The organism is Actinoplanes ianthinogenes (assembly GCF_018324205.1).
Lineage (GTDB): Bacteria > Actinomycetota > Actinomycetes > Mycobacteriales > Micromonosporaceae > Actinoplanes > Actinoplanes ianthinogenes.
This window is the reverse complement of the sequence record NZ_AP023356.1, coordinates 937474-961624: the sequence shown is the minus strand read 5'-3', so window position 1 is coordinate 961624 and position 24151 is coordinate 937474. Positions and strand designations below refer to the sequence as shown.

Below are 24151 nucleotides of genomic sequence, written 5' to 3'. Positions count from 1 at the left end.
TCGACAGGTTTGTCGATCTATCGCCCCAGGGCGAGCAGGCGGTACCACGGGTCCGGGCGGGGGACCCGCCGGCCGGGCAGTGCGGTGAGGGCGTGCCGGACCGCGTCGAGTTCGGTGGGCGGGGACCAGCGCAGGCGGCCCTGTTCCGCGGCGGCGAGCCACCGGGCCGGCGTCCGTCCCTGCCCGAGGCCGGGGAATCCGTTCTCGCCGACCACCCGCAGACCGTGCGCCGCACCGAGCGCGATCACCCGGTCCCGGTCGTCGGTCCGGGCCGCATGCCGGGCGCGGAACGGCGCGGTCGCCGTCGCCAGGTCGCTGGCCGGCCCGAACGGCGCCTCGTCCTTGTCCACCGTGGTGATCAGCACGCCGCCCGGGCGCAGCACCCGGGCTGCCTCGGCGATCACCGGCGCGGCGTCCGGCAGCAGGTGCAGCAGCCAGATCAGCACGACGGCGTCGACCGACGCCGCTAGCAGCGGCAATGCGGTGGCATCGGCCCGCGCCAGCCGTCCGGGCAGGCGCGACGCGGCCTTGTCCAGCATCCCTTTCGTACGATCAAATCCGGTCACCAGCCGCCCCGGAGCCACCAGGTGAGCGGTCACGATCCCGGTCCCGCACGCGACGTCAGCCACCGTCCGTACCGAAGCTGGAAGTAGGGCCGAGACGGCCTGAGCCGCGGCAATCGCTCGCGGCTCGCCGCCTCGCGTCCGGTCGTAGTCCGCGGCCTCGCCGTCGTAGTCGATCACGCCGCCGAGGTTAACCGGGCTGGTCCTGGTGGCCCTATCGGAAGCCCGCAGAGGGCCACGGGGACCAGCCGAGCTCAACGGGCTGGTCCTGGTGGCCCTATCGGAAGCCCGCAGAGGGCCCCGGGGGCCAGCCGAGCTCAACGGGCTGGTCCTGGTGGTCCTATCGCGAGCCTGGATAGGGCGCTCAGGACCAGCCCCGGGGTTACGGCGCTGAAAGTTTCCTTCAAGAGCGCAGAGTGTAGCGACAATCTGCTTCGCAACGAGGGAGGGTTCATGGCACGTAGGGTCACCCCCGTGCCCGGCGCGGGGCCGGCGACGCACGACGAACAGATCACCTACCGGCGCTGGTCCACCCTGCCGGACTGGCTGCGCGGCGAGCGCGCGGGCACCGTGCCGCTGCCCGGCCTCCCGGCGTCCGCGGTCACCATCGGCCGGCCCGCCGGCACCACCGACTACGCCGACCCGCACACCGGCACGACGCGGACCTGGGAGTACGCGACCTGGACGGCCCCGGTCCAAACCATCGGATACGGCGCGTCCGAGCTGGTCGCCTCCTGGAACGCCGACACCCCGGCGGGCACCTGGCTCCAGGTGGAGATGCGCGGCACCTACACCAACGGCGAGCCGACACCGTGGTTCGTGATGGGCCGCTGGGCCTCCGGCGACGGCGACATCAAGCGCACCTCGGTCGACGGGCAGGGCGACCCCTACTCGTCGATCCGGACGGACACCTTCTCGGTCGACGACCCGGCCAAGGGCGTGCTGCTCGCCGACTACCAGCTGCGGCTGACGCTCTATCGCGCACCGGGGTCGCGCGCGCTGCCCAGGGTGCGCGAGCTCGGGGCGATGACCTCGTTCGTCCCGGACCGGTTCGAGGTGGCGCCGAGCGCCGGGCGCATCGCGTGGGGCCGGGAGCTGGCCGTCCCGAGGCGCTCGCAGAACATCCACGTGGGTGAGTACCCGGAGTACGGCGGCGGCGAGGCCTGGTGCTCCCCGGCGTCGACCACGATGGTGCTGGAGTACTGGGGCAGGAATCCGGGCGCGGCCGAGCTGTCCCAGGTCGGCCACGCCGCCCGCTCCACCTACGACCACCAGTACGAGGGCGCCGGCAACTGGCCGTTCAACACGGCTTACGCGGCGACCTACGGCCTGACCGGGATCGTCACCCGGCTGCACTCCCTGGACGAGGCCGAGCGGTTCGTCGCGGCCGGCATCCCGGTGATCACCTCGCAGTCGTTCCTGGCCGCCGAGCTGGACGGGGCGACCTACGGCACCGCCGGGCACCTCATGGTGATCATCGGCTTCACCGCGGACGGTGACGTGATCGTGAACGACCCGGCGTCGCCCTCGAACGACGCGGTCCGCCACGTCTATCGGCGAGCCCAGTTCGAGCAGGTCTGGCGGCGCACCAAGCGGCACCGGGCGGACGGCAGCGTGGCCGGGGGCTCCGGCGGCGTCGCGTACCTGATCAAGCCCTGGTGGAAGCCGTGGCCGAGGGTGGCCGGGTCCGAAAACTGGTGAAAGATCCACTGCCCTAAAGATTCCTTAACAGTGTTTACTGTTAAGAACACTTCATTTACGTTGGTGAACACGTCGTCCCCTCATCTCTCAACAAGGAGCCCCTGATGAGACGTCGATTCACCCTGCCCGCGCTGACCGTCGCGGCGGTCACCGGGTCGCTGTTCGTGGCCGCCACCCCGGCGTTCGCGCACGGCTACATCTCGTCCCCGCCCAGCCGTCAGGCCAACTGCGCCAGCGGCGCGGTCTCCGGCTGCGGCGACATCGTTTACGAACCGCAGAGCGTCGAGGCCCCGAAGGGGTCGACACAGTGCAACGGAGGCGGCAGCCGTTTCACCGTGCTCAACGACAACAGCAAGTCCTGGCCGGCTGCCACCGTCGGCCAGAGCGTGACCTTCAACTGGGTGATCACCGCGCGGCACTCCACCGCGACCTGGGAATACTTCATCGGCAACACGCTGCTGGCGTCCTTCAACGACGGTGGCGCGCAGCCCGGGGCGACCAAGTCGCACACGGTGAACATGAAGGGCTTCACCGGACGGCAGACCGTGCTGGCCCGGTGGAACATCGCCGACACGGTCAACGCGTTCTACTCCTGCGTCGACCTGAACATCGGTGGCGGCGGGTCGACCCCGACCCCAACGCCGACCACCCCGACGCCGTCACCCACGGTCACGCCGACCAGCTCGCCGACCCCCACGCCGACCGCCACCTCGGGCACCACGACCTGGGCTGCCGGGACCGCGTACAAGGTGGGCGACAAGGTCACCTACGCCGGCAAGTCGTACCAGTGCCGGCAGGCGCACACCGCGATCAACGGCTGGGAGCCGCCGAACGTCCCCGCCCTGTGGACCGCGCTGTAAGCCATGTCTTCCCCGATGGACCCGAACGGCCCGGTTCGCCGGGCCGTCTCGGCCCGCTCCCGGTCGCGGGCCGCCTCGATTCTTTCGGTACGCCCGCAGCGCGCCCTGGCCGCGATCCTGCTGTCCGTGGTAGCCGCCCTGCCCGCCGGTTGCGCCGACGCCCCCGCCGCGCCGCCGCCACCCGCCCCGGCGGCCGTGGACGCCTCGGCCGCCGTCACCGAGGTCGACGTGATGTTCCTCCAGATGGGCCTCGCCCAGATCGCCGAGGGCGAGAAGGTGGCCGCCCTCGCCGAGCAGCGCGCCGGCAACAGCGACATCCGAGCGGTCGCCGCCGAGCTGCGCGAGCAGTGGAAGACCGAGGGCGGCACCATGCAGCGCTGGCTGCTGGGCTGGTCACAACCGGTCACCGCCGACCCGTCGGCCGGAGCGCACGCCGGCCACGGCGACCTGCACGCGCTGCGCCCCGCCGACTTCGCCGAGCTGGAGGCCGCCCAGGGCGCCGACTTCGACCGCACCGCGGTGAGCCTGCTCCTCGGCAACCTGCACAACGGCATGGAGACGCTGCGGATGGAAGCCTCGGCGGGTGGTTACCCACCCGCCAAGAGCCTCGCCGAGCAGATGGTCACCACCCGGCAGGGCCAGATCCAGCGCCTCCTCAAACTGGCCGCCTAACCGCACTGCCCGGTGGCGCCGAGCAGGGCGGTCATCTGGTCTTTCGTCCACTGCTGGACGCCGAGCTGGTTGACGATGCGCACCTCGTCGGCCTGGGCCGCGCCGCTCACGCACCAGTCGCTCAGCACGGTGTTCCGGTCGCTCCCGCCGAGCACGCGCTCCAGGCCGGCCCGGTCGGCCGCGTGCACCGGGCCGGCGGCCGGCTCCAGGTAGATCTGCGCGATCCGCTTGCTGCCGGGCGGCGCCTGCTCGGTGGCCGCGTCCCGGTTGCGCCCGTTGAGCTGCCGCAGCGCGCTGCCCAGGTTGGCGATCAGCTGGTCGTCGGAGACCGTCTTGACCTGGATCGCCTCGGTCCCGGCGGTCCGCTCGACCAGCAGATCGACGTGGTATCTCCGGCCGCCGGCCTGCTTGACGCCGTTGAGCAGGACCCGGGCCTGCGGGTCGGCGCGCAGCGTGGTCGCCGCGAGTTCGACCTCGTGCCGGTAACCCACCTGACCCTTGTCCCGCTGGGACGGCGCCGCGCCGATGTCGTGCTCGAAGTCGAGGTGGTTCAGCGTGTCGGTGAGGTCCTGCGGATTGTCCAGGCGGCCGGACTGGGTCAGGGTCTGCAACTCGGGCAGCAGACCCCGGCGGTACGTGTTCTCGACGGCGGTGAGCACGTCGTCGGCCTGGAAGCCGGGCCGGGCGGACATCACGTCGAGGGCCCGGTAGGCGATGGTTGTCTGCTCTCCGTGGCCGCTGTCCAGCGACAACGCTGTGGTGATCTCGATGCCCCGGGAACGGAGCCGGTCGGCCAGCGCGGCGGAGGGGCCGCCCTTGCCGGGCGGCACGAAGGTGGACCCCTGAGCGGGTGGCTTTTTCGGGGCGGCGCCGCTGCCGGACTTGGCGGCCTCCGGGATGACCGCGGCGACCTCCCGCTGGACGGCCTGCGCGGCGTCCTCCGGGGCGTCGTCGACGGTGACGCTGATCGAGGACGGTTTCACCGGCGGGAACGGGTCGTCGGCCGGCTTGAACGGGCCGTCCTTGCTGATCGGGCCGCCGAACCAGACGAGCCGCTGCGGCGACTCCACGGTGACCAGGACCGTCCAGCCCTCCCACGTCATGCCGGTGACCCGCCGGCCGCGGAACGGCTCGTCGACCGCGATCTCGGTGCCGTGGTCCTGCACGTCGAGCAGGAACGCGCCCAGGGCGGTCGGCCCGAAGTTGCCGGTGATCTCCACCGGGAACGGGGCGACGGTCGGGTCGATCCATTGTTTCTGCAGGGTGCGGGCCTGGTCGGCGTCGCGCCGCGACCACCAGTCGACGTCACCGCGGACGGCCGAATACGCCGTGTACTCCACCAGCTCGGCGCTGCCGGCCAGCGGATCGGTGATGGTGCCGGTGGCGTGCAGGTCGTCGTCGAGCGTGAAGCTGCCGCTGATCGACTCGCCGTCCGGGTTGGCGTACGAGATGTCGACCGCGACCGCGGACTGGTCGTAGAGCCGGTCGGAGGCCGCCCCGACCGCGTCCGCGCCGGTCTTGTCACGCGTGACGAACAGGACGACGCCGCCGACCACCAGGATCAGGACCACCGCGATCGCGGAGAGGGTGAGCCACCGGCGCGGCTTGACCGGTGCGGCCACCGGGGGAGCACCCGGCGGCATCACGGGCGGCCCCCACCCCGCCGGCGCCGGCGGCGGTGGCGCGGGCGGCCCCCACCCCGACGGCGCGGGTGGCGCGGGTGGACCCCAGGTCGGCATCCCCGGCTGCGGTGTCGGATCCATCCATCCCCCCGTATGCGTGCGAGGGGACGAGGTTAGCGGAGCCCACCGACAAGTCCGGACGGTCGGTCGCCGTTCGTGACCGACACCTCCGATAGGGTCGCGGCATGCCTGAGTTGATCATTCCGACCGTGCGGCTGCGCGAGAGCTGGCTGGAGTCCCGGGACGAGTGGGGCGCCGGCGTGCACCAGGACGGCGCCGGGCTGCGGCCCGGGGTCGAGCTGGACACTCCCGAGCAGTTCGCCGCCTGGGTGGACGGCCTGGTGACGGCCGCGGACCACCGCGTGCCGGCGCCGGAGGGCTGGGTGCACTGCACGTTCCGGTGGATCGTCGAGGGCGACCGCTACCTCGGCGCGATCGCGCTGCGCCACGAGTTGAACGAGTTCCTGCTGCGCGCCGGCGGCCACATCGGGTACGGCGTACGGCCGTCGGCCCGCCGCCGCGGGCTGGCCTCCTGGGCGCTGGGGGAGATGCTCGGCACGGCCCGGGAGCGGGGCCTGAGCCGCGTGCTGATCACCTGCAACGTGACCAACGAGGCGTCGGCACGGACCATCGAACGGCACGGCGGGGTGCTGGAGGACGTCCGGGAGACCGAGCTGGGCAGCCTCAAGCGGTACTGGATCGACCTGTGAGCGGGTTCGGCGGGAGCGAGCCGACCGCCTCCTGAAGCGTGGCCAGCAGCGCCCGGGCCAGGCCGGCGGGCCGGCGGCGGGGGAGCGCGACACCGACGAACCGGCACGGGCCGGGCGGGCGCATCGGCACGGCGACCAGGCCGGCCGGATCGGTGGCCAGCGCCACCTCGGGGATCATGCTGACCCCCACCCCGGCCCGGACCAGCGACTGGGCGAACTGGTAGTCGGTGCCCCGGCAGGCGGTGCGCACCGCGAACCCGGCCAGCGCCGCGTAGTGCTCCAGCAGGTCGCCCTGGCCCAGACAGCCGAGCACCCAGCGCTCGGCGGCCAACTCGCCGAGGGCCAGCGAGGCGGCGCCGGCCAGCGGATGACCGGACGGCAGCACCATCCACATCGGGTCGCGCAGCACCGGCGTCCAGACCAGACCGGACCGGTCGCCCTCGGTCACCGGTGGCGGGCCGTCGAAGTGGTAGGCCAGGGCCAGGTCGGCCGCCCCGGAGCGGACCAGCGGCAGGCTGTCCTCCGGCTCGCTCTCGATCACCGTGAGCTCGACCCCCGGGTGGGCCGCGGCGAACCTGGTCAGCGCGGCCGGCAGCAGCCGCTGGCCGCCGCTGGTGAAGGTGGCCACGGTGAGCCGCTCGGTGCGCGCGGTGGCCAGCCGGTCGATCTCGCGCTGGGCGGTGAGCAGCTCGGCGCTGATCGCCTCGGCGGCGTCGATCAGCACCAGGCCGGCCTCGGTCAGCTCGACACCGCGGGTGCTGCGCCGCACCACCGGCGTGCCCAGACTCCGCTCCAGGGCGCTGATCTGCTGGGACACCGCGGACGGGGTGAGCCGCAGCTCGGCGGCCGCGCGGTTGAAGCTGCCGTGCCGGGCCACCTCGGAGAGCACCTGGAGCCGACGGGAGTCGATCATCAGTTCTCCTTAACACGGCATCAGCAAGTCACCACTACCGCTTACTACCCTACGACGCGAGGCTGAAGGCGTGAATCGTCGTGCCTGGCTCCTCTTCGTCCTCGTCTCGGTCCTGTGGGGCATCCCCTACTTCCTCATCAAGATCGCCATCGACGATCTGTCGCCGATGCTGGTGGTGGCCGGCCGATGCGCCATCGCGGCGGCGGTGCTGATCCCGGTGGCGCTGCTGCGCGGCTCGCTCAGCGCGCTGCGCGGCCGGATGCGGGTGGTCACGGTGCTCGCCGCGGTGCACATCGTCGGCCCGTTCCTGCTGATCACCTACGGCGAGCAGCACATCAGCTCGTCGCTGACCGGGATCCTGATCGCGATCGAGCCGGCGGTGATCGCGCTGCTGATGGCGCGCAGCGAGCCGATCACCGGGATCCGCACGGCCGGCCTGGTGACCGGGTTCGCCGGCGTGGTGGTGCTGGTCGGGCTGGACGTCTCGGGGGACCGGTGGGGGATGCTCGGCGCCGGGATGGTGCTGCTCGCGGCGCTCAGTTACGCGTACGCCACCAAACTGGTCCAGCAGCACCTGGCCGACGTGCCGCCGGACGCGCTGACCGCCGCCACCACCTCGATCAGCACCGTGGCGCTGATCCCGTTCGCCGTGTTCGCCCTGCCGGCCGATCCCGGCCAGGTGGGCGCCGGCTCGTGGCTGGCGCTGGCCGCGCTCGGCCTGCTCTGCACCGCCCTGGCCATGCTGGCCTTCTACCGGCTGATCGGTCTGGCCGGGTCGAACCGGGCCGGTCTGGTCACCTACGTGAACCCGGTGGTGGCCGCGCTGCTCGGAGTGGCCCTGCTGCGTGAGCCGGTCGGGCCGGGGACGGTGGCCGGTTTTCTGCTGATCGTGACCGGTTGCTGGTTGTCCACCCGACCTGCCCGATCCCGCGCGGAAATTCCGGTGAACGCGGGTTAGGATGGCCGCCCCCCGACCGAGTGATGATCCGGTCCAACGGCATCCGTCGTGGGCCGGACGCTGCTCATGATGAGAGTTCAGGAAAGTTGCCAGTCATTTCACAGCCCGGCCACAGCTCTCACCTCTTGCCGCCACCGGGACTTTGCGAAATCTTTGCGAAGTCTTCAAGATCGTGGGGGGACGAGGAGAGGAGCGACATGACTGCGCTGGGGCGGACAAACCCAGTGGGCCTCACCTACGGTGGTCGCCATGCCAACTGACCGGCCGATTTTCGTCGTCGGGTGCCCGCGGTCCGGCACCACGATGTTGCAGCTCATGCTGCACGCGCACCCGCGGATCGCGCTTCCGCCGGAGACCCGGTTCCTGCTGGCGGCATACACCGATCGCCAGACCTTCGGCGACCTGAACGACGCCGCGAACCGCCGCAGGCTGGGCGAGTTCATCGTGTCGACGGACCAGTTCGACGACCTCGGTCTGGACCGCGACGAGACGGTGGAGTCGGTCGTCGCCGCGCCACCCACCCTCGGCTCCGGCATCGGGATCGTGTTCAAGAACTACGCGGAGCGGTTCGGCAAGCCGCGGTGGGGCGACAAGCGGCCGCTCTACCTGCGGCACATCCCGGCGATCCTGCGGCTCTTCCCGGACGCGCAGATCATCAACATCATGCGCGACGGCCGGGACTGCGTGGCCTCCCTCAAGGAGACCCCGTGGAGCGGCAACGAGTTCGACAAGCTGATCGGGTATTGGACCCAGTCCGCCGACGCCTCGCTGCTCGCCGCCCGGCGGTACCCGAAGGACGTCTACCACCAGGTGCGGTACGAAGACCTGGTCGCCGACCCGGAGCCGCACCTGCGCGGCATCTGCGAGTTCCTCGAGGAGGACTTCGCCCCGTCGATGACCAACCCGCAGAAGCTGGCCTCGGTGGCCGTGCCGGAGTACAAGACCTGGCACGCGCTGACCCACAAGGAGGTCACCACCGAGCGGGTGCAGAGCTGGCGGTCCCGGCTCACCGAGGACGAGGTGCGCCAGTGCGAGGCCGCGTTCGGTGACCGGTTGACCTACTTCGGCTACGAGCCGGTGACGCCGGTCCCGCGCAGCGCCCGGATGCGGATCGGCGCCCGGCTGATCCGGCACCGGCTGCACCCGGCGCGGGCGGCGGCCCGGCAGATCGTGTCGCAGATCCGCCCGGCTGTCCAGCCGGCCGAGCCACCGGTCGCCGCCCGGCTGACCAGCCGGCAGACGGCAGAGTAACGACGAGGATCGCGGCGCCTCTCCCGATGTCCGCCGAGGGGCGCCGTCGTCGACCGGGGATCACGAAACGAGACGGTGTTCCCAGGCCCAGGCGGCGACCTCGACCCGGTTGCGCAGGCTGAGCTTCGACTGGACGCTGCCCAGGTGGGTCTTCACGGTGCCGACCGAGATGAACAGCTCGGTGGCGATCTCGGTGTTGGTGCGGCCGCGGGCGATCAGGCGCACCACGTCCAGCTCCCGCGGGGAGAGACCGCCGTCGTCGCCGGCCGGGGCCGGGTGGGACAGGTGCTCCAGCAGGCGGACCGTGATCGACGGGCTGATCAGCGCGTCCCCGGAGACCGCCGCGCGAACCGCCTCGACCAGCAGGGCCGGCCCGGAGTCCTTGAGCAGGAAACCGGCCGCGCCGTTGCGCAGCGCCTGATGCACGTACTCGTCCAGGTCGAAGGTGGTCACCACGACCACCTTGATCGGGTCGGCGACGCCTGGGCCGGCGAGCAGACGCAGCGCCTGGAGGCCGTCCATCTTCGGCATCCGGATGTCGAAGAGCGCGACGTCCGGGCGCAGCCGGCGGGCCAGCTCCACCGCCTCGACGCCGTCGGCGGCCTCGCCGACCACCTCCATGTCCGGCTGCGCGCCGATGATCATGCCGAATCCGGTCCGGACCATCGCCTGGTCGTCGGCGACCAACACTCGTATCAAAGATCCACTCCAGTTACAGCGGGAACACCGCGTCGACGACCCAGCCGCCGTCGACGCCCGGCCCGGACACGATCCGGCCGCCGGCGGCACGGACCCGTTCGGTCAGGCCGACCAGACCGTACCCCGGGCGGTCCAGTGACGGGCGCGGCGCCGGTCCGTCGTTGGCCACCCGGATGAGCAGCTGGTCCCGGGCCCGGCGGACCCAGATGTCGACCGCGGTGGCCTGCGGGGCGTGCTGCCGGGCGTTGGTCAGCGCCTCCATCACCACACGGTAGGCCGAGGTCGACACCTCCACCGGCAACCCGTAGGGATCGCCCTCCAGGTGCAGCCGGGCCGGTGGGCCGCCGGCCGCGGTGAACTGCTCGGCGAGCGGCACCAGCTCGGGCACCCCGGAGACCGGGGCGAGCGGGGCGTCCGGCGACTGCTCCGGGTCGCGCAGCACGCCGACCATCCGGCGCATCGACGCCATCGTCTCGGTGCCGGCCTGCTCGATCTGCTCCAGGGCGAGCAGCACCCGCTGCGGATCCTGCTCGGCGATGAACCGGGCGCCCTGCGCCTGCACCACGATCCCGGTGACGTGGTGGGCGATGAAGTCGTGCAGGTCACGGGCGAACTCGGCGCGCTGCTCGGCGCGGACCGTGTCGAGCACCCGCTGCCGGTTCGTCGCGATCATCCGCAGGGCCACGCCCAGGCCGATCGCGCCGGCCGCGCCGAGCGCCTGGACCAGGCAGAACGTGCCGTAGATCGTGGAGTGCCCGGCCCGCAGCGGCATCACGCTGACCGCGGCGCCGGCCGCCACCAGGGCCAGCACCGCCAGGTCGGGCCGCGCGTTGCGGGCCACCAGGGCCAGCACCACCAGCAGCGCCGCGGACTCGGCCAGACCCCACAGGCCACTGTATGGCTCGTAGACGGCGAGGCCGGCGGTGACCAGCAGCGAGACGCCGGAAACCGCGATGGCCGCCAGCGGCAGCAGCGTCGAGCCGGGCTTGTAGTGCGGCAGCCAGACCGCGGCGACCGCCATCGCGAGCAGCACCTGAATGGCGAACAGCGGGCTGTCGGTCAGCCCCGCGGACACGTCGATGAGGCCGATCACGGCCATCGCACCGAGGCCGGCGACCTGCAGGACACCGAGAAGAACGCGATTCATCGTGACTAAGCGTATGCGTACGGATGCCCGGCCCCATCGGCCGAAAGTTAGAGCCGCCCGATCACCGAGCCTGCCCGGGGACCGATGTGCGGGACGGAGAGATCGAACAGTATTTCGTCGTCCGGTTCCCAGCTTTCTCCCTGCTCGGTTGGAGCTTTCATGCAGACGCAGTCCTCACCCCCGATCGGCCGCGACGCCCTCGCGGCGGTCGCGGCCGTCGACCTGGTGAAGGTGTACGGCGCGGGCGACACCGCGGTGCGCGCCCTCGACGGGGTCACGGTCGGCTTCGAGCGCGCCCGGTTCACCGCGATCATGGGCCCGTCCGGGTCCGGCAAGTCGACCCTGATGCACTGCCTGGCCGGCCTGGACACGGCCACCTCCGGCCAGGTGCTGCTGGGCGGCAGCGACCTGACCAAGCAGAGCGACAAGGTGCTGACCAAGGTCCGCCGCGAGCGGATCGGCTTCGTCTTCCAGTCGTTCAACCTGCTCCCGCAGCTCACCGCGGAGCGCAACATCACCCTGCCGCTGGACCTGGGCGGCAAGAAGCCGGACGCCGCGCTGCTCGACCGCCTGGTCACCACGCTCGGGCTGGCCGGCCGGCTCGGTCACCTGCCCAGCGAGCTCTCCGGCGGCCAGCAGCAGCGGGTCGCGCTGGCCCGGGCGCTGGTCTCCCGGCCCGAGGTGCTCTTCGCCGACGAGCCGACCGGCAACCTGGACTCGAAGTCCGGCGCCGAGGTGCTGGGCCTGCTCCGCGGCTCGGCCCGGGAGCTGGGGCAGACCATCGTGATGGTCACCCACGACCCGGGCGCGGCCGCTTACGCCGACCGGGTCGTGCTGCTCGCCGACGGACAGCTGGCCGGCGAGATCCACAACCCCGACATCGCGTCGGTCACCGACGCGCTGCACCAGCTGGCGGCGGGGCGATGAACACCATTTTGCGTACGCAATTGGCCGGCGTCGCCCGCCGTCCGGCGCGGATGCTGCTCACCGGCCTGGCCGTGCTCGTCGCCTCGTTCGTCGTCTTCGCCACCGTGCTCGCCCAGCAGATCACCGAGCGCAGCGTGCTCGACGGGCTCAGCGGCACCCCGGCGGCGGTCGACCTGGTGGTCCGCAACGGCACGATCACCGACAAGCAGCTCGCCGCGGTCACCGCCGTGCCCGGGGTGGCCCGCACGGCCGCCCGCACCGGGATCGGCGTGCAGCTCGGCGGGCAGTACCTGAACCTCACCGCCGACCCGGGCAGCGGGCCGCTCGCCCTGGTCACCGTCACCGAGGGCCGGTACCCGAGCGCCGCCGGCGAGATCGCGGTGACGCCGCGGACGGTGCAGCTGCTCGGCCTGAACGTCGGCGCGACCGCGACGATCGATCCCGGGTCGGGCAAGAAGGTGCCGCTCAAGGTGGTCGGCGTGGTCACGCCGCCACAGGACTTCGGCTATGACGCGTACGCCCCGGCCGGCACCGTGACCGGGCTGGTCAGCGAGCCGTACCTGCAGCAGGTCGACATCGACCTGGACGAGGGAGCGGACCTGGACCGGGTCTCGGCCGCGGTGTCGGCGCTCTTCGCCGGCGCCAAGCAGGACGAACGACCGGACGTGGCCACGGGGGCCGACGTCCGGCTCGAGGAGGCCCGGGACCGGGCCGGCCAGATCGACCAGGTGTTCGCGGTGGTCGGGATGTTCGTGGCGATCGCCGTCGCGGCCGCCGGGCTGATCGCGGCCAGCACCTTCCGGATCGTGTTCGCCCAGCGGATGCGCCAGCTGGCCCTGCTGCGGGCGGTCGGCGCCGGGCGCGGCGCGATGTTCCGCGCGCTGGCCGCCGAGGGCGCGCTGACCGGCCTGCTCACCGGAGCGGTCGGGGTGCTGGCCGCGCTGGCCGTGGGACATGCCGTGCCGGCCGTGCTGCGGGGGCTCGGCTGGAAGGTGTCGTCGCCCGGCCTGCCGGTGCTGCCCGCGCTCGGCACGATCCTGCTGGCCGTGGTGATCTCGGTGGTCGCGGTGCTCGCCCCCGCGGTCTCCGCGTCCCGGATCGCGCCGCTGGAGGCGCTGCGCGCCGCGGCCGGCACCGGTGCCCGCACCGGCATCGGCACGCTGCGCTGGATCGCCGGGCTGCTGCCGCTGGCCGGCGCGGCCGCCCTGGCCGGCTACGTCTTCGTCAACCTGCCGAAGCCCGACCAGGAGAACTACGACGCCGAGTCGATGCTGCTCGCCGTGGTGGCCTCCGGCGCCCTCGCCTTCATCGCGCTGATCGCGCTCGGCCCGGTGCTGGTCCGGCCGGTCCTGGCGGTGGCCGGCTGGCCGCTGCGCCGGCTCGGCCCGGTCGGCCGGCTGGCGATCGGCGGGGTGGGCGGCAGCGCCCGCCGGGCCGCCGCGGTGTCGGTGGTGGTCGCGCTCGGCGTCACGCTGACCGCCGGGGTGCTGGTGGGCGGCGCGTCGATCCGGGTGCTCGGCGACCGGGAGCTGGCCGCGTCCGCGCCGGCCGACTTCGAGCTGCGCGGCGGCGACGGCGTGCTGCTGCCCGCCGGGTTCGTGGAGAAGGCGAAGGCGAGCGGGGAACTGACCCGGGTGACGGCGTACCGGCGGATCGCCACCGCGAAGGTCGGCCCGTTCGACGAGGTGTCGGTCACCGACCTGGACATGGCCGCGCTGCCCCGGCTGCGTGACCTGGACGTCAAGCACGGCTCGGTGGACGACCTGGGGCCGGGCAAGGCGGTGCTCGGGAACTACGTGGCCGAGTCGGCCGGGGTGGGCGTGGGCGACCGGGTGCAGGTCACCAACAAGGGCAAGAAGGCCGAGCTGACCGTGGTGGCGGTGCTCGGCGACGAGGCGCCGCTGCACACCGGGCTGCTGGTGACTCCGGCCGACCTGACCGCGCTCGGCGCCGGGCCGGCGGTCAACGGGCTGCTCGCCGACGCCGCGCACGACGGCGACAGCGGGCGTACCGAGGCGCTGCGGGCGATACGCGGGGTCAGCGCCGGCAACCCGGACTTCACCGTCGAGGTCCTCGCCGACCAGCGTGACCAGCTCGACTCGTCGCTGACCGCGCTGCTCGCCATCGCGCTCGGCCTGATCGGCCTGACCGTGCTGATCGCCGTGGTCGGGGTGGGCGCCACCACCGCGCTGTCGGTGGTCGAGCGGGTCCGCGAGTCCGGCCTGCTCCGCGCGATCGGCATGTCCCGGACCGGCCTGCGGGCCATGCTCACCGCCGAGTCCAGCCTGTACGGCGTGATCGGCGCCATCCTCGGCCTGCTGCTCGGCGTCCCGTACGCCTGGCTGGCCCTGGAGGCGATCGGCGTCAACGCTCCGCTGGCCGTCCCGGTGTGGCAGCTGGCCGCCGCGTTCCTGATCCTGGTGGCGCTGACCGCGCTCGCCGGGGTGCTGCCGGCCCGCCGGGCGGCCAGGGTCAGCCCGGTGACCGCCCTGGGGACGGAGTAGTCACCACCCCCGTGATCGTGATCCGGTAGCCTCACGCCGCTGGAACGATCACGGGGGTCATCAATGAATCGGAAGCTGGCCATCGGCGTGGGCGCCGCCGTCGCGGTGCTCGCCGCGGGCGGTGGTGTCGCGGTGCTCACCTGGCCTTCTCCGCCGGGGAGCGACCCGGCGGCCGCGGGGATCACCGTGCTGCCGCCCGAGCCGCGGGCCGAGCCGCCGCGGATCAAGACCGCGCTGCACACTCTCGACGTGACCGACCGGGCCGGGGTGCCGCAGCGCGACACCGAGCACTTCAGCCTGCTCGGCGTCACCTGGACGGACCCGGCGGACAGGCCGGACGGCACCATCCAGGTGAAGACCCGCAGCGCGGCCACCGGCAAGTGGTCCGGCTGGCAGTCGCTGGAAGTCGGCGACAGCGGGCCGGACGGCGCGGAGGCGGCGGCGTCCACCCGGCGCGGCGGGACCGAGCCGCTCTGGGTGGGCGACTCGGACGGGGTGGCCACCCGGGTGCAGGGCCAGGGCCGGGGCCTGCCGCACGGGCTGCGGCTCGACCTGATCGATCCCGGTCGCGAGACCGGTGGCAAGGGCGGTGGCATGGTGCTCGCGGAGGGCGAGAGCGAGTCGCCCTCGCCGGCCCCGCCGGCGCCGGGCACGGAGCCGTCGGAGATCTCGTCGAGCCCGTCGAGTGCCCCCACGAGCGCGACGTCCACCTCGGCGACGCCGGCGAGCGCGCCCTCCACGACCACGGCCTCCACGACCACGGCCACCACGACCACGGCCACGACGACGTCGGCCGCTCCGGCGCCGACCTCCACCGTGCCGATCAAGGCGCAGTTCCCGGCCTACGTCTCCCGGAAGGCGTGGAGCGCCGACGAGACGATCGTCGGGCCGATCAGCGTGGCCACCGAGGTCAAGGCGCTCTGGGTGCACCACACCGTGCACACCGCCAACGCCAACGCCTACACCTGCGACCAGTCCGCGGCCATCGTGCGCAGCATCCAGATCTACGACGTGAAGAGCAACGGCTGGTCCGACCTGGGCTACAACTACATGCTGGACAAGTGCGGCACCCTGTTCGAGGGCCGCCGTGGCGGCGTGGAGAACGCGGTGGTCGGCGCGCACACGGTCGGCTTCAACACCGGATACGCCGCGGTCGCGGTGCTCGGCGACTACCGGACCGCGACCTCGAACGACGCCATCGAGACGACGATCGCGCAGCTCGCGGCGGCCCGGCTGGGCAAGTACGGCTACAACCCGACCAGCACCGCCACCTTCACCGCCGGCTCCACCAACAACAAGTTCAAGCAGGGCGCCCAGGTCACCGTGCCGCGCCTGTCCGGCCACCGGGACATGGACGCCACCATCTGCCCGGGCGACAACCTGTACTCCCGGCTGCCCGCGATCCGCGCCAAGTCGCAGCTGATGGTGACCGGCATGGCGCTCACCTCGGTGACCGGCGGCGGGTACTCCGGCGGCGCCTGGCACGTGCGCACCGGCGCCACCGTCACGTGGACGATGGCCACCACCGCGACCGACCTGGCCCGGATCGACGTCTACGTCGACGGCGTCAAGGGTGCACCGCTCGACGGCGCCGCGCGCAGCGTCAAGCTGGCCGTCAGCCCGGGGAAGCACACCGTGACGATCGTCGCGGTGCACACCTCCGGCAGCACCGCCCGGATCAGCGCCGTCATCTACGGCGACGTCACGGCGCCGACCCTGACCGCGCCCGGGGTGACCCTGCGCTCCGGCACCTACAACACCACGTCGGCGCCGATCACGGTCGGCTTCCTGGCGCGGGACAACCTCGCGGTCGCCTCGGTCACGGTGAGCCGGCCGCGGGCGGCGACCCTGGCCGGGACCGCGAACAGCTGGGTGACCACCGCCAAGCCGGGCGCGGTCGGTTACACGCTCACCGCGCGGGACGTGGCCGGCAACGCCCGGACCGCCTCGGCCACGCAGTCGGTGCTCTACCTCGCCGAGACCAAGGCGAAGAAGGCCGGGACCTGGTCGGCCCGCAAGTCCGGCTCCTACCTGGGCGGCAAGGCGCTCACCTCGAGCAAGAAGAACGCCAAGCTGACGTACACCTTCACCGGCAAGTCGGCGGCGCTGCTCTTCTCCCGCGGGGTGCGCACCGGCAAGGCTTACGTGTACCTGGACGGGAAGAAGGTGGCCACGGTCGACACCAAGTCGGGCTCGACGAAGTACCGTCAGGCGCTCTGGGTCAAGGCGTTGACCAGCAAGAAGCACACGGTCGTGATCGTGGTCGCGGGGACGTCCGGCCGCCCGGCGGTGGTGAGCGACGGTCTCGCGTACGTTAAATGATCTTATGTGTTCGCGATCGCGGCCGATCCTGACCGGCGAACCGTCGTAGTCCTCCAGGAGCGCCCGATGTCACCGTCCGACCGCGGCACAGGGGCATCGGGTGTGATCCCGGTGCTCCTGTACCACTCGGTCTCGGCCACCCGGCGCGACGACCCGTGGCAGGTGGCGGCCGCCGACTTCCGCGAGGACATGGCGGCCGTGGTGGCCTCCGGGCGCACCCCGCTGACCGCCACCCGGTACGCCGCCGCGCTGCGTGGTGCGGCGGCGATGCCGGACCGGCCGGTGCTGATCACGTTCGACGACGGGTTCGCCGACTTCGCCGACGAGGCGGCGCCGATCCTGGCCGAGTTCGGCCTGCCCGCCACGATCTTCGTGACCACCGGCTGGATCGGCACGACCGGGATGCTCTCCGCGGCGGCCGTCCGCGATGTGGCCGCCGGCGGCTCGGTCGAGGTCGGCGCGCACTCGGTCACCCATCCGCATCTCGACCTGCTCGGGCGCCGGGCGGCGCGGGACGAGATCGGCGCGAGCAAGACCGCGCTGGAGGACCTGCTCGGCGGTCCGGTGACGTCGTTCGCGTTCCCGCACGGCAGCCACCGGCGGCAGACCGTGGCCGCGGTGCGCGACGCCGGGTTCGACGCCGCGTTCGCCGTGAAGAACGCGCTGTCGCACGCCGCGGACGAGCCGTTCACGATCGCCCGCTACACCGTGCGGGCCGCGACCACCCGCGGCGAGGTCGCCGCGGTGCTGTCCGGCGCCGGCGCCCCACCGGCCTGGCACGGCGAGCGCCTGATCACCACGGCGTACCGCGCGGTCCGCTACGCCCGATACGCCGGGCGCCCGGTGGCGCACCCGATCGAGGGTTGGAAAATCACCGTGTGACCTTTGTGACGGCGTTTTCCGGGCGCCGTTGCGGTGAATGGCGGAATGATTTCCGCCTGTCTCTTTCGCTGATTTCCGTGATCTGCTGACCGCTGGTGTCCGCATTGTCGCCGCCTGCGTGGTACTCGACCGGAGGCCTTTCCCGGCCGCTTTGCGACATTCGGCAAAACCGGCTCTGAGCTGCACCTTTACCGCCGATCGGCCGGTGCCTGGTCATCCGTCGGCGGCGGGATCCCGCACGGCCGGGCATCCGCCGGACGACTCCGCGTGCCCGTTGTGATGAGCGGGTGATGCCGATCGGCGCGGCACGGGCGCACGATCGGCGAAACCATTTTGGTTCCGTTTCGGTGCAGCATGTTGTTCTCCATTCGTAAAGAGGCGGACATCAGATGACCACGGAACGCGTCTTCACCCCGATCGTTCCGGCGGCCGGCACGCCACGGCGGGAGCCGGTGTCGGTGCTCATCTGCGCCTACACGATGCGCCGGTGGGACGACGTGCTGGCCGCGGTCGAGTCGGTGCGCCCGCAGCTCGGCGGGTACGACGAGGTGGTCCTCGTGGTCGACCACAACCTGGAGCTGCGCGCCGGGCTGGAGGCCCGGTACGACAGCACGCCCTGGCTGCGCGTGCTGTCGAACACCGGCAAGCAGGGGCTCTCCGGCGCCCGCAACACCGGGGTCGCGGCGGCCCGGCACGACATCGTGATCTTCCTGGACGACGACGCCACCGCGGAGCCGGGCCTGGTGACGACCATGGTCGCCGCGCTGGCCGACCAGCGGGTCGCGGCGGTCGGCGGCACACCGGTCCCGGCCTGGCCCGCCGTGCACCGGCCGTGGTGGTTCCCGCCCGAGTTCGACTGGGTGGTCGGCTGCGCGTACGTCGGGCTGCCCACCGAGCGGGCCGAGGTGCGCAACGTGATCGGCGCGGCGATGGCGTTCCGGCGCGGGGTGCTGGAGCGGGTCGGCCCGTTCTCCACCGACGTCGGCCGGGTCGGCACCCTGCCGCTGGGCTGCGAGGAGACCGAGCTCTGCATCCGGGTGCGCCAGCAACTGCCCGGCGCCGCCATCCACCACCTGCCGGACGCCCGCGTCCGGCACCGGGTCACCCCGGACCGGACCACCTGGCGCTACTTCCTGCGCCGCTGCTACAGCGAGGGCGTCTCCAAGGCGATGGTGTCCCGCCTGGTCGGCGCCGGGGACGGGTTGTCCAGCGAGCGCCGGTACGTCAGCCGGATCCTGCCCCGCGCGGTCGGCCGCAGCCTGCTCGGCGTGGCCCGCGGCCGGTTCGCCGCCGCCGGTCCGGGCGCGGCCGTGCTCTGCGGCCTGGTCGCCACCGGCGCCGGCTACCTGCGCGGCAGCCTGACCCGCTGATCATTTCCGCTCACCTCGCGGCCGGTCCCGCCGAACTTCCCCGCGCAGCACACGACAAGGAGCCTTGATGGTACGGATCGTTCAGGTGGAGCTCACCGAGCCCGCGCCGGCGCTGCCGGAGGGCGGCCCGGCCCGCCTCCTGGTCCGCGACGGCGGGCGGCCGGTCGCCTTCCTGCCGGTCACCGTGCCCGCCGCCGGGCTGGCGCCGGACGAGGTGACGGCGCTGATCCGGCAGGCGGCGCCGGACCGGGCCGCGACCCTGGCCCGCGCGTCCGCGACGCCGGGCCGGGTGCCGACCGCGACCGTGGTGGTCACCACCTGCGTGGCCAGCGCGTCGCTGGCCCGGACCCTGCGCGGGGTGCGGGCGCAGACCGTGGCGCCGGTGCAGACCGTGGTGGTGGACAACCGGCCGGCCACCTCCGGCGTCGCCGAGTTCCTGGCCGCCGAGGGGTTCACCGAGGTGGTGCTGGTCCGCGAGCCGCAGCCCGGGCTGTCCCGGGCTCGCAACGCCGGGCTGGCCGCGGCGACCGGCGAGATCGTCGCCTACACCGACGACGACGTGGTGCTGGACAGCCGCTGGGTGGAGTCGCTGACCTCGGCGTTCGCCCAGGACGAGCGGATCGCCTGCGTCACCGGGCTGATCCTGCCGCTGGAGCTGGCCACCCCGGCGCAGCTGATCTTCGAGGAGTTCGGCGGGTTCGCCAAGGGCTTTCAGGTACGCGACTTCGACCTGCACGAGCACCGCGGGCCGGGTGCGCTCTACCCGTACGCGGCCGGGGTGTTCGGGACCGGGGCGAACAGCTCGTTCCGTGTCGCCGACCTGCGTGCCCTGGGCGGCTTCGACGAGACGCTCGGCATGGGCACCCCGGCGCTGGGCGGCGAGGACCTCGACATCCACCTCAGCGTGGTGCGGTCCGGGCGGATGCTGCGCTACGAGCCGGCCGCGCTGGTCTGGCACCGGCACCACCCGGACGAGCGGTCGCTGCGCCGGCAGATCCACAGTTACGGCGTGGGCATGGCGGCCATGGTGGCCAAGCGCTGGGCGACCAGCCCGCAGGAGCGCCGGGAACTGGCCGGCCGGCTCGTCGCCGGGCTGCGCCACCTGCTCGGCCCGGGCAGCCCGAAGAACGCCGGCCGGACCCGGTCGTACCCGGTGTCGCTGACCGTTCTCGAACTCGCGGGCGTGGCCCGTGGCCCGTTCGCCTACCTGCACAGCCGCGTCCGCGGACCCCGGAAGGCCGCCGCGTGAGCGCCCGGCACCGCACCGCCGCGGACGTGGTGCTGCTCCTGCTGCTCGCCGCCACCGCGGCGCTGACCCAGGCCGGCAGCTCCGGCCCGCGTACCGCGATCGCCCTGATCACGGTCCTGCTGGTGCCCGGCGGGGCGATCATCACCCTGCTCCGGGTCGGCGACGTCGGGCAGTGGTTCGGCATCGCGATCAGCCTGAGCCTCGCCGTGGTGGCCCTGGGCGCCTTCCCGATGCTCTGGCTGGGCTGGCGGCCCGCCGTGCTCGGCGCCGTGCTCGGCGCGGCCTCCGCCGTGCTCCTCCTCCTCGACCTGCGCCGCCGGCTGCAAGGGGTGCCCGCGTGACCACGCTCGCCGACGCCGAACGGACCGTCGTCCTGACCGCGCCCCGCCCGGCCACGCCGGCCGCGAAGGTGCTCGGCTGGCTGCCGCTGGCCGGGCTGCCGGTCGCCTTCCTCGCGATCCGCGGCCTCGACGCGAGCAACCTGGGCGAGTACGGCCTGCTGCCGGCCCTGCCCTGGCTCTGGTACGCCGGGCTGGTCCTGGTCCTGATCGGCGCCGCCCGGGCCCTGGTCGCCCCGGCGTTCCGGGTCCCGATGGCGATGGCCTACGTCACCGCGATCGTCCTGCTGCTGTACGGCACGATGCCGTTCCTGGCGCAGGCCCCGGACTTCCCGTACGTCTACAAGCACCTCGGCGTCACCGAGTACATCACCGCGCACGGGTCGGTGAACTGGTCGATCGACATCTACCACCGGTGGCCCGGGTTCTTCGCGTTCGGCGCGTTCCTGTCCTGGATCACCGGCACCGCCACCCCGACCGGCTACGTCGCCTGGGTCGAGGTGCTCTTCCCGCTGCTGCACGGCCTGCTGGTCGCCATGATCGGCACCGCGCTCACCGGGCGGCGCCGGATCGGCTGGGCCGCCGCCACGATCTTCGTGACGGCCAACTGGGTCGGCCAGGAGTACTACTCGCCGCAGACGTTCGCGTACACGCTGGCTCTGGCGATCTTCTGGATCGCGGTCCGGCACCTCGGCGACCACCGGCCCACGCCGTTCGGGCGCCTCGCCGAGCGCTGGGCCGGACGCCTGATCCGCCGCCCGGCCACCGCTGCCTCCCGGGTCGAGGGCGGGCGCTGGCCGCGGCCGGTCGCGGTCCTCGTGGTGCTGGTGCTGTTCGCGGCGGTGGTGGTGAGCCACCAGCTGTCCCCGTTCATGATCCTGCTGACGGTGACCGCGCTGGTCCTGCTCGGGCGGATCCGGCCCTGGTGGCTGCCGGTGGCGCTGGGCCTGGTCGCGGCCGCCTACCTGGCCTTCCACTTCGACTACATCCAGACCCGGTACGGGATCTTCACCAGCCTCAACCCGTTCAAGAACGCGGCGCACCTGGCGACGTACGACGTCAGCCCGCTCCTCGGCAAGCAGATCAACGCCTGGGCCGGCCGGGCGCTGACCGGATTCCTGCTGCTGCTCAGCGTCGCCGGCCTGGTGCGTACCGCCCGGCGCGAGGACCTGCGGCTGGCGCTCGGCCTGGCGGTCGCCGCGTTCTCGCCGTTCGCCCTGCTCTTCGGCCAGGGCTACGGCGGTGAGGGCATCCTGCGGGTCATCCTGTTCTGGCTGCCCTGGGCGTCGATCGCGGTCGCCCTGCTGGTGGTCCGCGAACCGGTCGCGACCCGCCGCCGGGCGCCGAGGGGCATCGCCGCCGCCCTGGTGCTGCTGATGTCGGCCGCCATGTTCGTCCCGGCCTGGCTGGGCTCGGCCGAGCTGGCCCTGGTGAGCCGGGCCGAGGCGAAGGCGATGGAGTGGTTCTATCGCAACGCCACCCCGGACAGCGTGCTGGTCGCCGCCGCGCCGGGCACCCCGCTGCGCGGCGCGCCGAACTACTACCAGTTCCGCGGTCCCAAGTCGGACGACGACCCGAACCTGCTGCGCACCGAGGTCATGCGCTACCGCGCGCTGGGCTCGCCGCGGGACGTCGACCAGATCAAGTACGTGATCAACAACTACTCGCCGCGCGGCTACGTCATCTTCGCGCCGATCCTCACCCGGTACGCCCACGTCTTCCGGCTCACCCCGGACGGCGCGCTGGCCGACCTGGAATCGGCGGTCGCCGCGTCGCCGCAGTTCAAGCGGATCTACTCGGACGGCGGTGTCACCATCTACGAACTGGTGACCTCGTGACGGTGACCGACGCGGCACAGACGCGCGGGCACCTGGCGAAGCTGCTGGGCCGGGAATCGCTGTACATGATCCTGTACGCCACCCAGCTGGTCTTCGCGGCGCTCTGCACCCCGTTGATCACCCGGGTCCTCGGCGTCGGCCAGTACGGCACGGTCACCGCGGCGATCGCGATCCACCAGGTGGTCTTCGTCTTCGCCGGGCTGAGCCTGCAATCCGCGGTGCAGCGGGAGTACGCCGCCCACCGCAACCCGCTCGGCGCGCGGCAGCTCACCGCCACGGCCCTGCTGGTCGCGGCGGCGGTCACGGCGCTGGGCTGGAGCACCGCGCCGTGGTGGAGCGGGCCGCTGGGCCTGGCCGCCGACCTCGGGCCGGTCCGGCTCGGCGTGCTCTGGGCCGGGGCGGCCGCCGCCACCGCGGTGACGCTGGCGCTGCTGCGCAGCCAGGACCGGCTGGGCGCGTTCGTCTCGGTGACGTTCTTCCAGTCGGTGGTGCTGAACGTGGCGAGCCTCGCGGCGATCCACTTCTACCACCCGTCGGCCGAGGTCTTCCTGTGGAGCGCGGTCGGCGCACAGGGCACCGCCGCGCTGACCGGGATCCTGCTGGCCCGGCCGGCCGTGGCCGGCTGGTGGCGCCGGGACCTGCTGGACCGGGCGCTGCGCTTCGCGCTGCCGCTGGTGCCGGCCGAGATGAGCACGTTCCTGCTGAACACCTCGGACCGGCTGATCATCGGCGCCCAGCTCAGCGCCGAGGCGGTCGCCCGGTACCAGGTCGCCTACAACGTCGCCTCGATGCCGATGCTGCTGCTGTCGATCCTGAACACCGCCTGGATGCCGCGTTTCTTTGGCATCGCCGACGAGACGGAGCGGCGCACCGCGGTGGCGGCCGGCCGCGACGCCCTGTACCGGCTGATGGTGCCGGTGCTGGCCGGCTTCGCTTTCGGCGCGCCGCTGGTGGCGCACCTGTGGGCGCCGGCGTCCTACCACACCGAACAGCTCAGCTTCGTGATGGCGCTGGTCCTGCTCGCCGCCGTCCCGTTCACCGCCCAGCTCGCCGTGGTCCAGGCCCTGACCGCCCAGGGCCGCACCGTGGTCACCGCGGCCGCCACGATCGCCGCCGCGGTGCTGAACGTCCTGCTCAACCTGCTCTTCGTGCCCATCTGGGGGCTGGCCGGCGCGGCGGGGGCGACGCTCATCGCGTACGCGAGCCTGTTCTTGATCCTGATTCTGTTCAGCCGCCGCCTGGCGATCCCGCCCACCCCGGCCCGCATCCGCCTGCAACTCACCGGCGGGGTGGCGCTCACCCTCGGCGTCGCCGCGCTGCCCGAGACCCCGGCGACCCTGGCCCTGCGCTGGATCGGCGGCGCCGCCGCCCTGATCTGGTTCCTGCTGGTCCTGCGCGCCCTGCGCCGGGAGACCGCCTAGCGCAGCGTCTCGCCGTCAGCCGTCCGGGCCGCGCTCGACGCCTCCGGGCGGGGCCGCGGACCCGCATGAGACGCGGGGCGGTCCGGTGGGGGCCGGGCCTGGCGAGCCGACGGCCACGGGACTCCGAGTCGTACCGAAAAATCG

Annotated in this window: 20 protein-coding genes; 15 read left to right on the top strand and 5 right to left on the bottom strand. The window is 72.9% G+C overall.

The features are described from left to right. Nucleotides 1-17: 17 nt before the first annotated feature. Nucleotides 18-743: a class I SAM-dependent methyltransferase gene (locus tag Aiant_RS04405; RefSeq protein ID WP_189331062.1), complete on the bottom strand. Its 726-nt coding sequence runs from the start codon at nt 741-743 to the stop codon at nt 18-20. A gap of 273 nt (nt 744-1016) precedes the next feature. On the opposite strand from Aiant_RS04405, the gene Aiant_RS04400 reads away from it, so the two are divergent. From Aiant_RS04400 to Aiant_RS04390, 3 genes are all read left to right on the top strand, one after another. Next, the gene (locus tag Aiant_RS04400; RefSeq protein WP_189331061.1) at nt 1017-2264 is read left to right on the top strand and encodes a peptidase C39 family protein; all 1248 of its coding nucleotides are present in this window, start codon (nt 1017-1019) and stop codon (nt 2262-2264) included. A 104-nt stretch (nt 2265-2368) separates the two neighbouring features. After that, on the top strand, nt 2369-3124 hold the full coding sequence (locus tag Aiant_RS04395; RefSeq protein ID WP_189331060.1) for a lytic polysaccharide monooxygenase: 756 nt from the start codon (nt 2369-2371) through the stop codon (nt 3122-3124). 3 nt (nt 3125-3127) lie between these two features. Beyond that, the gene (locus tag Aiant_RS04390; RefSeq protein ID WP_229830081.1) at nt 3128-3796 is read left to right on the top strand and encodes a DUF305 domain-containing protein; all 669 of its coding nucleotides are present in this window, start codon (nt 3128-3130) and stop codon (nt 3794-3796) included. On the opposite strand, the gene Aiant_RS04385 is transcribed toward Aiant_RS04390, so the two are convergent. After that, nucleotides 3793-5418 (bottom strand): hypothetical protein, encoded by a 1626-nt coding sequence (locus Aiant_RS04385; RefSeq protein WP_189331059.1) that lies wholly within the window; start codon nt 5416-5418, stop codon nt 3793-3795. The genes Aiant_RS04390 and Aiant_RS04385 overlap by 4 nt on opposite strands. Before the next feature lie 245 nt (nt 5419-5663). Between Aiant_RS04385 and Aiant_RS04380 the strand changes: the two genes are divergently transcribed. Next, nucleotides 5664-6188, top strand: coding sequence for a GNAT family N-acetyltransferase (locus tag Aiant_RS04380; protein WP_189331058.1), 525 nt, complete (start codon nt 5664-5666; stop codon nt 6186-6188). On the opposite strand, the gene Aiant_RS04375 is transcribed toward Aiant_RS04380, so the two are convergent. Beyond that, nucleotides 6163-7101: a LysR family transcriptional regulator gene (locus Aiant_RS04375; RefSeq protein WP_189331057.1), complete on the bottom strand. Its 939-nt coding sequence runs from the start codon at nt 7099-7101 to the stop codon at nt 6163-6165. The two genes, Aiant_RS04380 and Aiant_RS04375, sit on opposite strands and share 26 nt — an antisense overlap. Before the next feature lie 70 nt (nt 7102-7171). On the opposite strand from Aiant_RS04375, the gene Aiant_RS04370 reads away from it, so the two are divergent. After that, nucleotides 7172-8059, top strand: coding sequence for a DMT family transporter (locus tag Aiant_RS04370; RefSeq protein WP_189331056.1), 888 nt, complete (start codon nt 7172-7174; stop codon nt 8057-8059). Nucleotides 8060-8308: 249 nt separating this feature from the next. Then, nucleotides 8309-9310 (top strand): sulfotransferase family protein, encoded by a 1002-nt coding sequence (locus Aiant_RS04365; RefSeq protein WP_189331055.1) that lies wholly within the window; start codon nt 8309-8311, stop codon nt 9308-9310. A 60-nt stretch (nt 9311-9370) separates the two neighbouring features. On the opposite strand, the gene Aiant_RS04360 is transcribed toward Aiant_RS04365, so the two are convergent. Further along, a complete protein-coding gene (locus tag Aiant_RS04360; RefSeq protein ID WP_185044522.1) occupies nt 9371-10009 on the bottom strand; it encodes a response regulator in 639 nt (212 codons plus the stop codon). Nucleotides 10010-10022: 13 nt separating this feature from the next. Then, nucleotides 10023-11156, bottom strand: coding sequence for a sensor histidine kinase (locus Aiant_RS04355; RefSeq protein ID WP_189331054.1), 1134 nt, complete (start codon nt 11154-11156; stop codon nt 10023-10025). Between the two features lie 159 nt (nt 11157-11315). Here Aiant_RS04355 and Aiant_RS04350 point away from each other — a divergent pair, with 159 nt between their 5' ends. The 9 genes from Aiant_RS04350 (at nt 11316) to Aiant_RS04310 (ending at nt 24007) form a co-directional block, all read left to right on the top strand. Further along, nucleotides 11316-12083, top strand: coding sequence for an ABC transporter ATP-binding protein (locus Aiant_RS04350; protein WP_189331053.1), 768 nt, complete (start codon nt 11316-11318; stop codon nt 12081-12083). Next, nucleotides 12080-14587, top strand: a complete 2508-nt coding sequence (locus Aiant_RS04345) for an FtsX-like permease family protein (protein ID WP_189331052.1) — start codon at nt 12080-12082, stop codon at nt 14585-14587. Before Aiant_RS04350 ends, Aiant_RS04345 begins: the two co-directional genes overlap by 4 nt. A gap of 63 nt (nt 14588-14650) precedes the next feature. Beyond that, nucleotides 14651-16909 carry an N-acetylmuramoyl-L-alanine amidase gene (locus Aiant_RS04340; protein ID WP_189331051.1) on the top strand — a complete coding sequence of 753 codons (2259 nt, stop codon included), beginning with the start codon at nt 14651-14653 and terminating at the stop codon, nt 16907-16909. Nucleotides 16910-17011: 102 nt separating this feature from the next. Then, nucleotides 17012-17791 carry a polysaccharide deacetylase family protein gene (locus tag Aiant_RS04335; RefSeq protein ID WP_189331050.1) on the top strand — a complete coding sequence of 260 codons (780 nt, stop codon included), beginning with the start codon at nt 17012-17014 and terminating at the stop codon, nt 17789-17791. A gap of 389 nt (nt 17792-18180) precedes the next feature. Beyond that, the gene (locus Aiant_RS04330) at nt 18181-19161 is read left to right on the top strand and encodes a glycosyltransferase family 2 protein (protein WP_189331049.1); all 981 of its coding nucleotides are present in this window, start codon (nt 18181-18183) and stop codon (nt 19159-19161) included. Nucleotides 19162-19228: 67 nt separating this feature from the next. Further along, complete coding sequence (locus Aiant_RS04325) at nt 19229-20410, top strand: glycosyltransferase family 2 protein (protein WP_189331048.1); 1182 nt, start codon at nt 19229-19231, stop codon at nt 20408-20410. Beyond that, nucleotides 20407-20751 (top strand): hypothetical protein, encoded by a 345-nt coding sequence (locus tag Aiant_RS04320; protein WP_189331047.1) that lies wholly within the window; start codon nt 20407-20409, stop codon nt 20749-20751. Before Aiant_RS04325 ends, Aiant_RS04320 begins: the two co-directional genes overlap by 4 nt. Beyond that, nucleotides 20748-22586, top strand: a complete 1839-nt coding sequence (locus Aiant_RS04315; protein ID WP_189331046.1) for a hypothetical protein — start codon at nt 20748-20750, stop codon at nt 22584-22586. Before Aiant_RS04320 ends, Aiant_RS04315 begins: the two co-directional genes overlap by 4 nt. Beyond that, entirely contained in the window at nt 22583-24007 is a 1425-nt protein-coding gene (locus Aiant_RS04310) for a lipopolysaccharide biosynthesis protein (RefSeq protein ID WP_189331045.1), read from the top strand. Before Aiant_RS04315 ends, Aiant_RS04310 begins: the two co-directional genes overlap by 4 nt. Nucleotides 24008-24151 lie beyond the last annotated feature (144 nt).

What these genes read in the sequence shown, in the direction of transcription:
- Aiant_RS04400 (WP_189331061.1), top strand. Translation starts at nt 1,017, where the DNA reads ATGGCACGTAGGGTCACCCCCGTGCCCGGCGCGGGGCCGGCGACGCAC.
- Aiant_RS04395 (WP_189331060.1), top strand. Translation starts at nt 2,369, where the DNA reads ATGAGACGTCGATTCACCCTGCCCGCGCTGACCGTCGCGGCGGTCACC.
- Aiant_RS04390 (WP_229830081.1), top strand. Translation starts at nt 3,128, where the DNA reads ATGTCTTCCCCGATGGACCCGAACGGCCCGGTTCGCCGGGCCGTCTCG.
- Aiant_RS04380 (WP_189331058.1), top strand. Translation starts at nt 5,664, where the DNA reads ATGCCTGAGTTGATCATTCCGACCGTGCGGCTGCGCGAGAGCTGGCTG.
- Aiant_RS04375 (WP_189331057.1), bottom strand. Translation starts at nt 7,101, where the DNA reads ATGATCGACTCCCGTCGGCTCCAGGTGCTCTCCGAGGTGGCCCGGCAC.
- Aiant_RS04365 (WP_189331055.1), top strand. Translation starts at nt 8,309, where the DNA reads ATGCCAACTGACCGGCCGATTTTCGTCGTCGGGTGCCCGCGGTCCGGC.
- Aiant_RS04355 (WP_189331054.1), bottom strand. Translation starts at nt 11,156, where the DNA reads ATGAATCGCGTTCTTCTCGGTGTCCTGCAGGTCGCCGGCCTCGGTGCG.
- Aiant_RS04350 (WP_189331053.1), top strand. Translation starts at nt 11,316, where the DNA reads ATGCAGACGCAGTCCTCACCCCCGATCGGCCGCGACGCCCTCGCGGCG.
- Aiant_RS04345 (WP_189331052.1), top strand. Translation starts at nt 12,080, where the DNA reads ATGAACACCATTTTGCGTACGCAATTGGCCGGCGTCGCCCGCCGTCCG.
- Aiant_RS04340 (WP_189331051.1), top strand. Translation starts at nt 14,651, where the DNA reads ATGAATCGGAAGCTGGCCATCGGCGTGGGCGCCGCCGTCGCGGTGCTC.
- Aiant_RS04330 (WP_189331049.1), top strand. Translation starts at nt 18,181, where the DNA reads ATGACCACGGAACGCGTCTTCACCCCGATCGTTCCGGCGGCCGGCACG.
- Aiant_RS04325 (WP_189331048.1), top strand. Translation starts at nt 19,229, where the DNA reads ATGGTACGGATCGTTCAGGTGGAGCTCACCGAGCCCGCGCCGGCGCTG.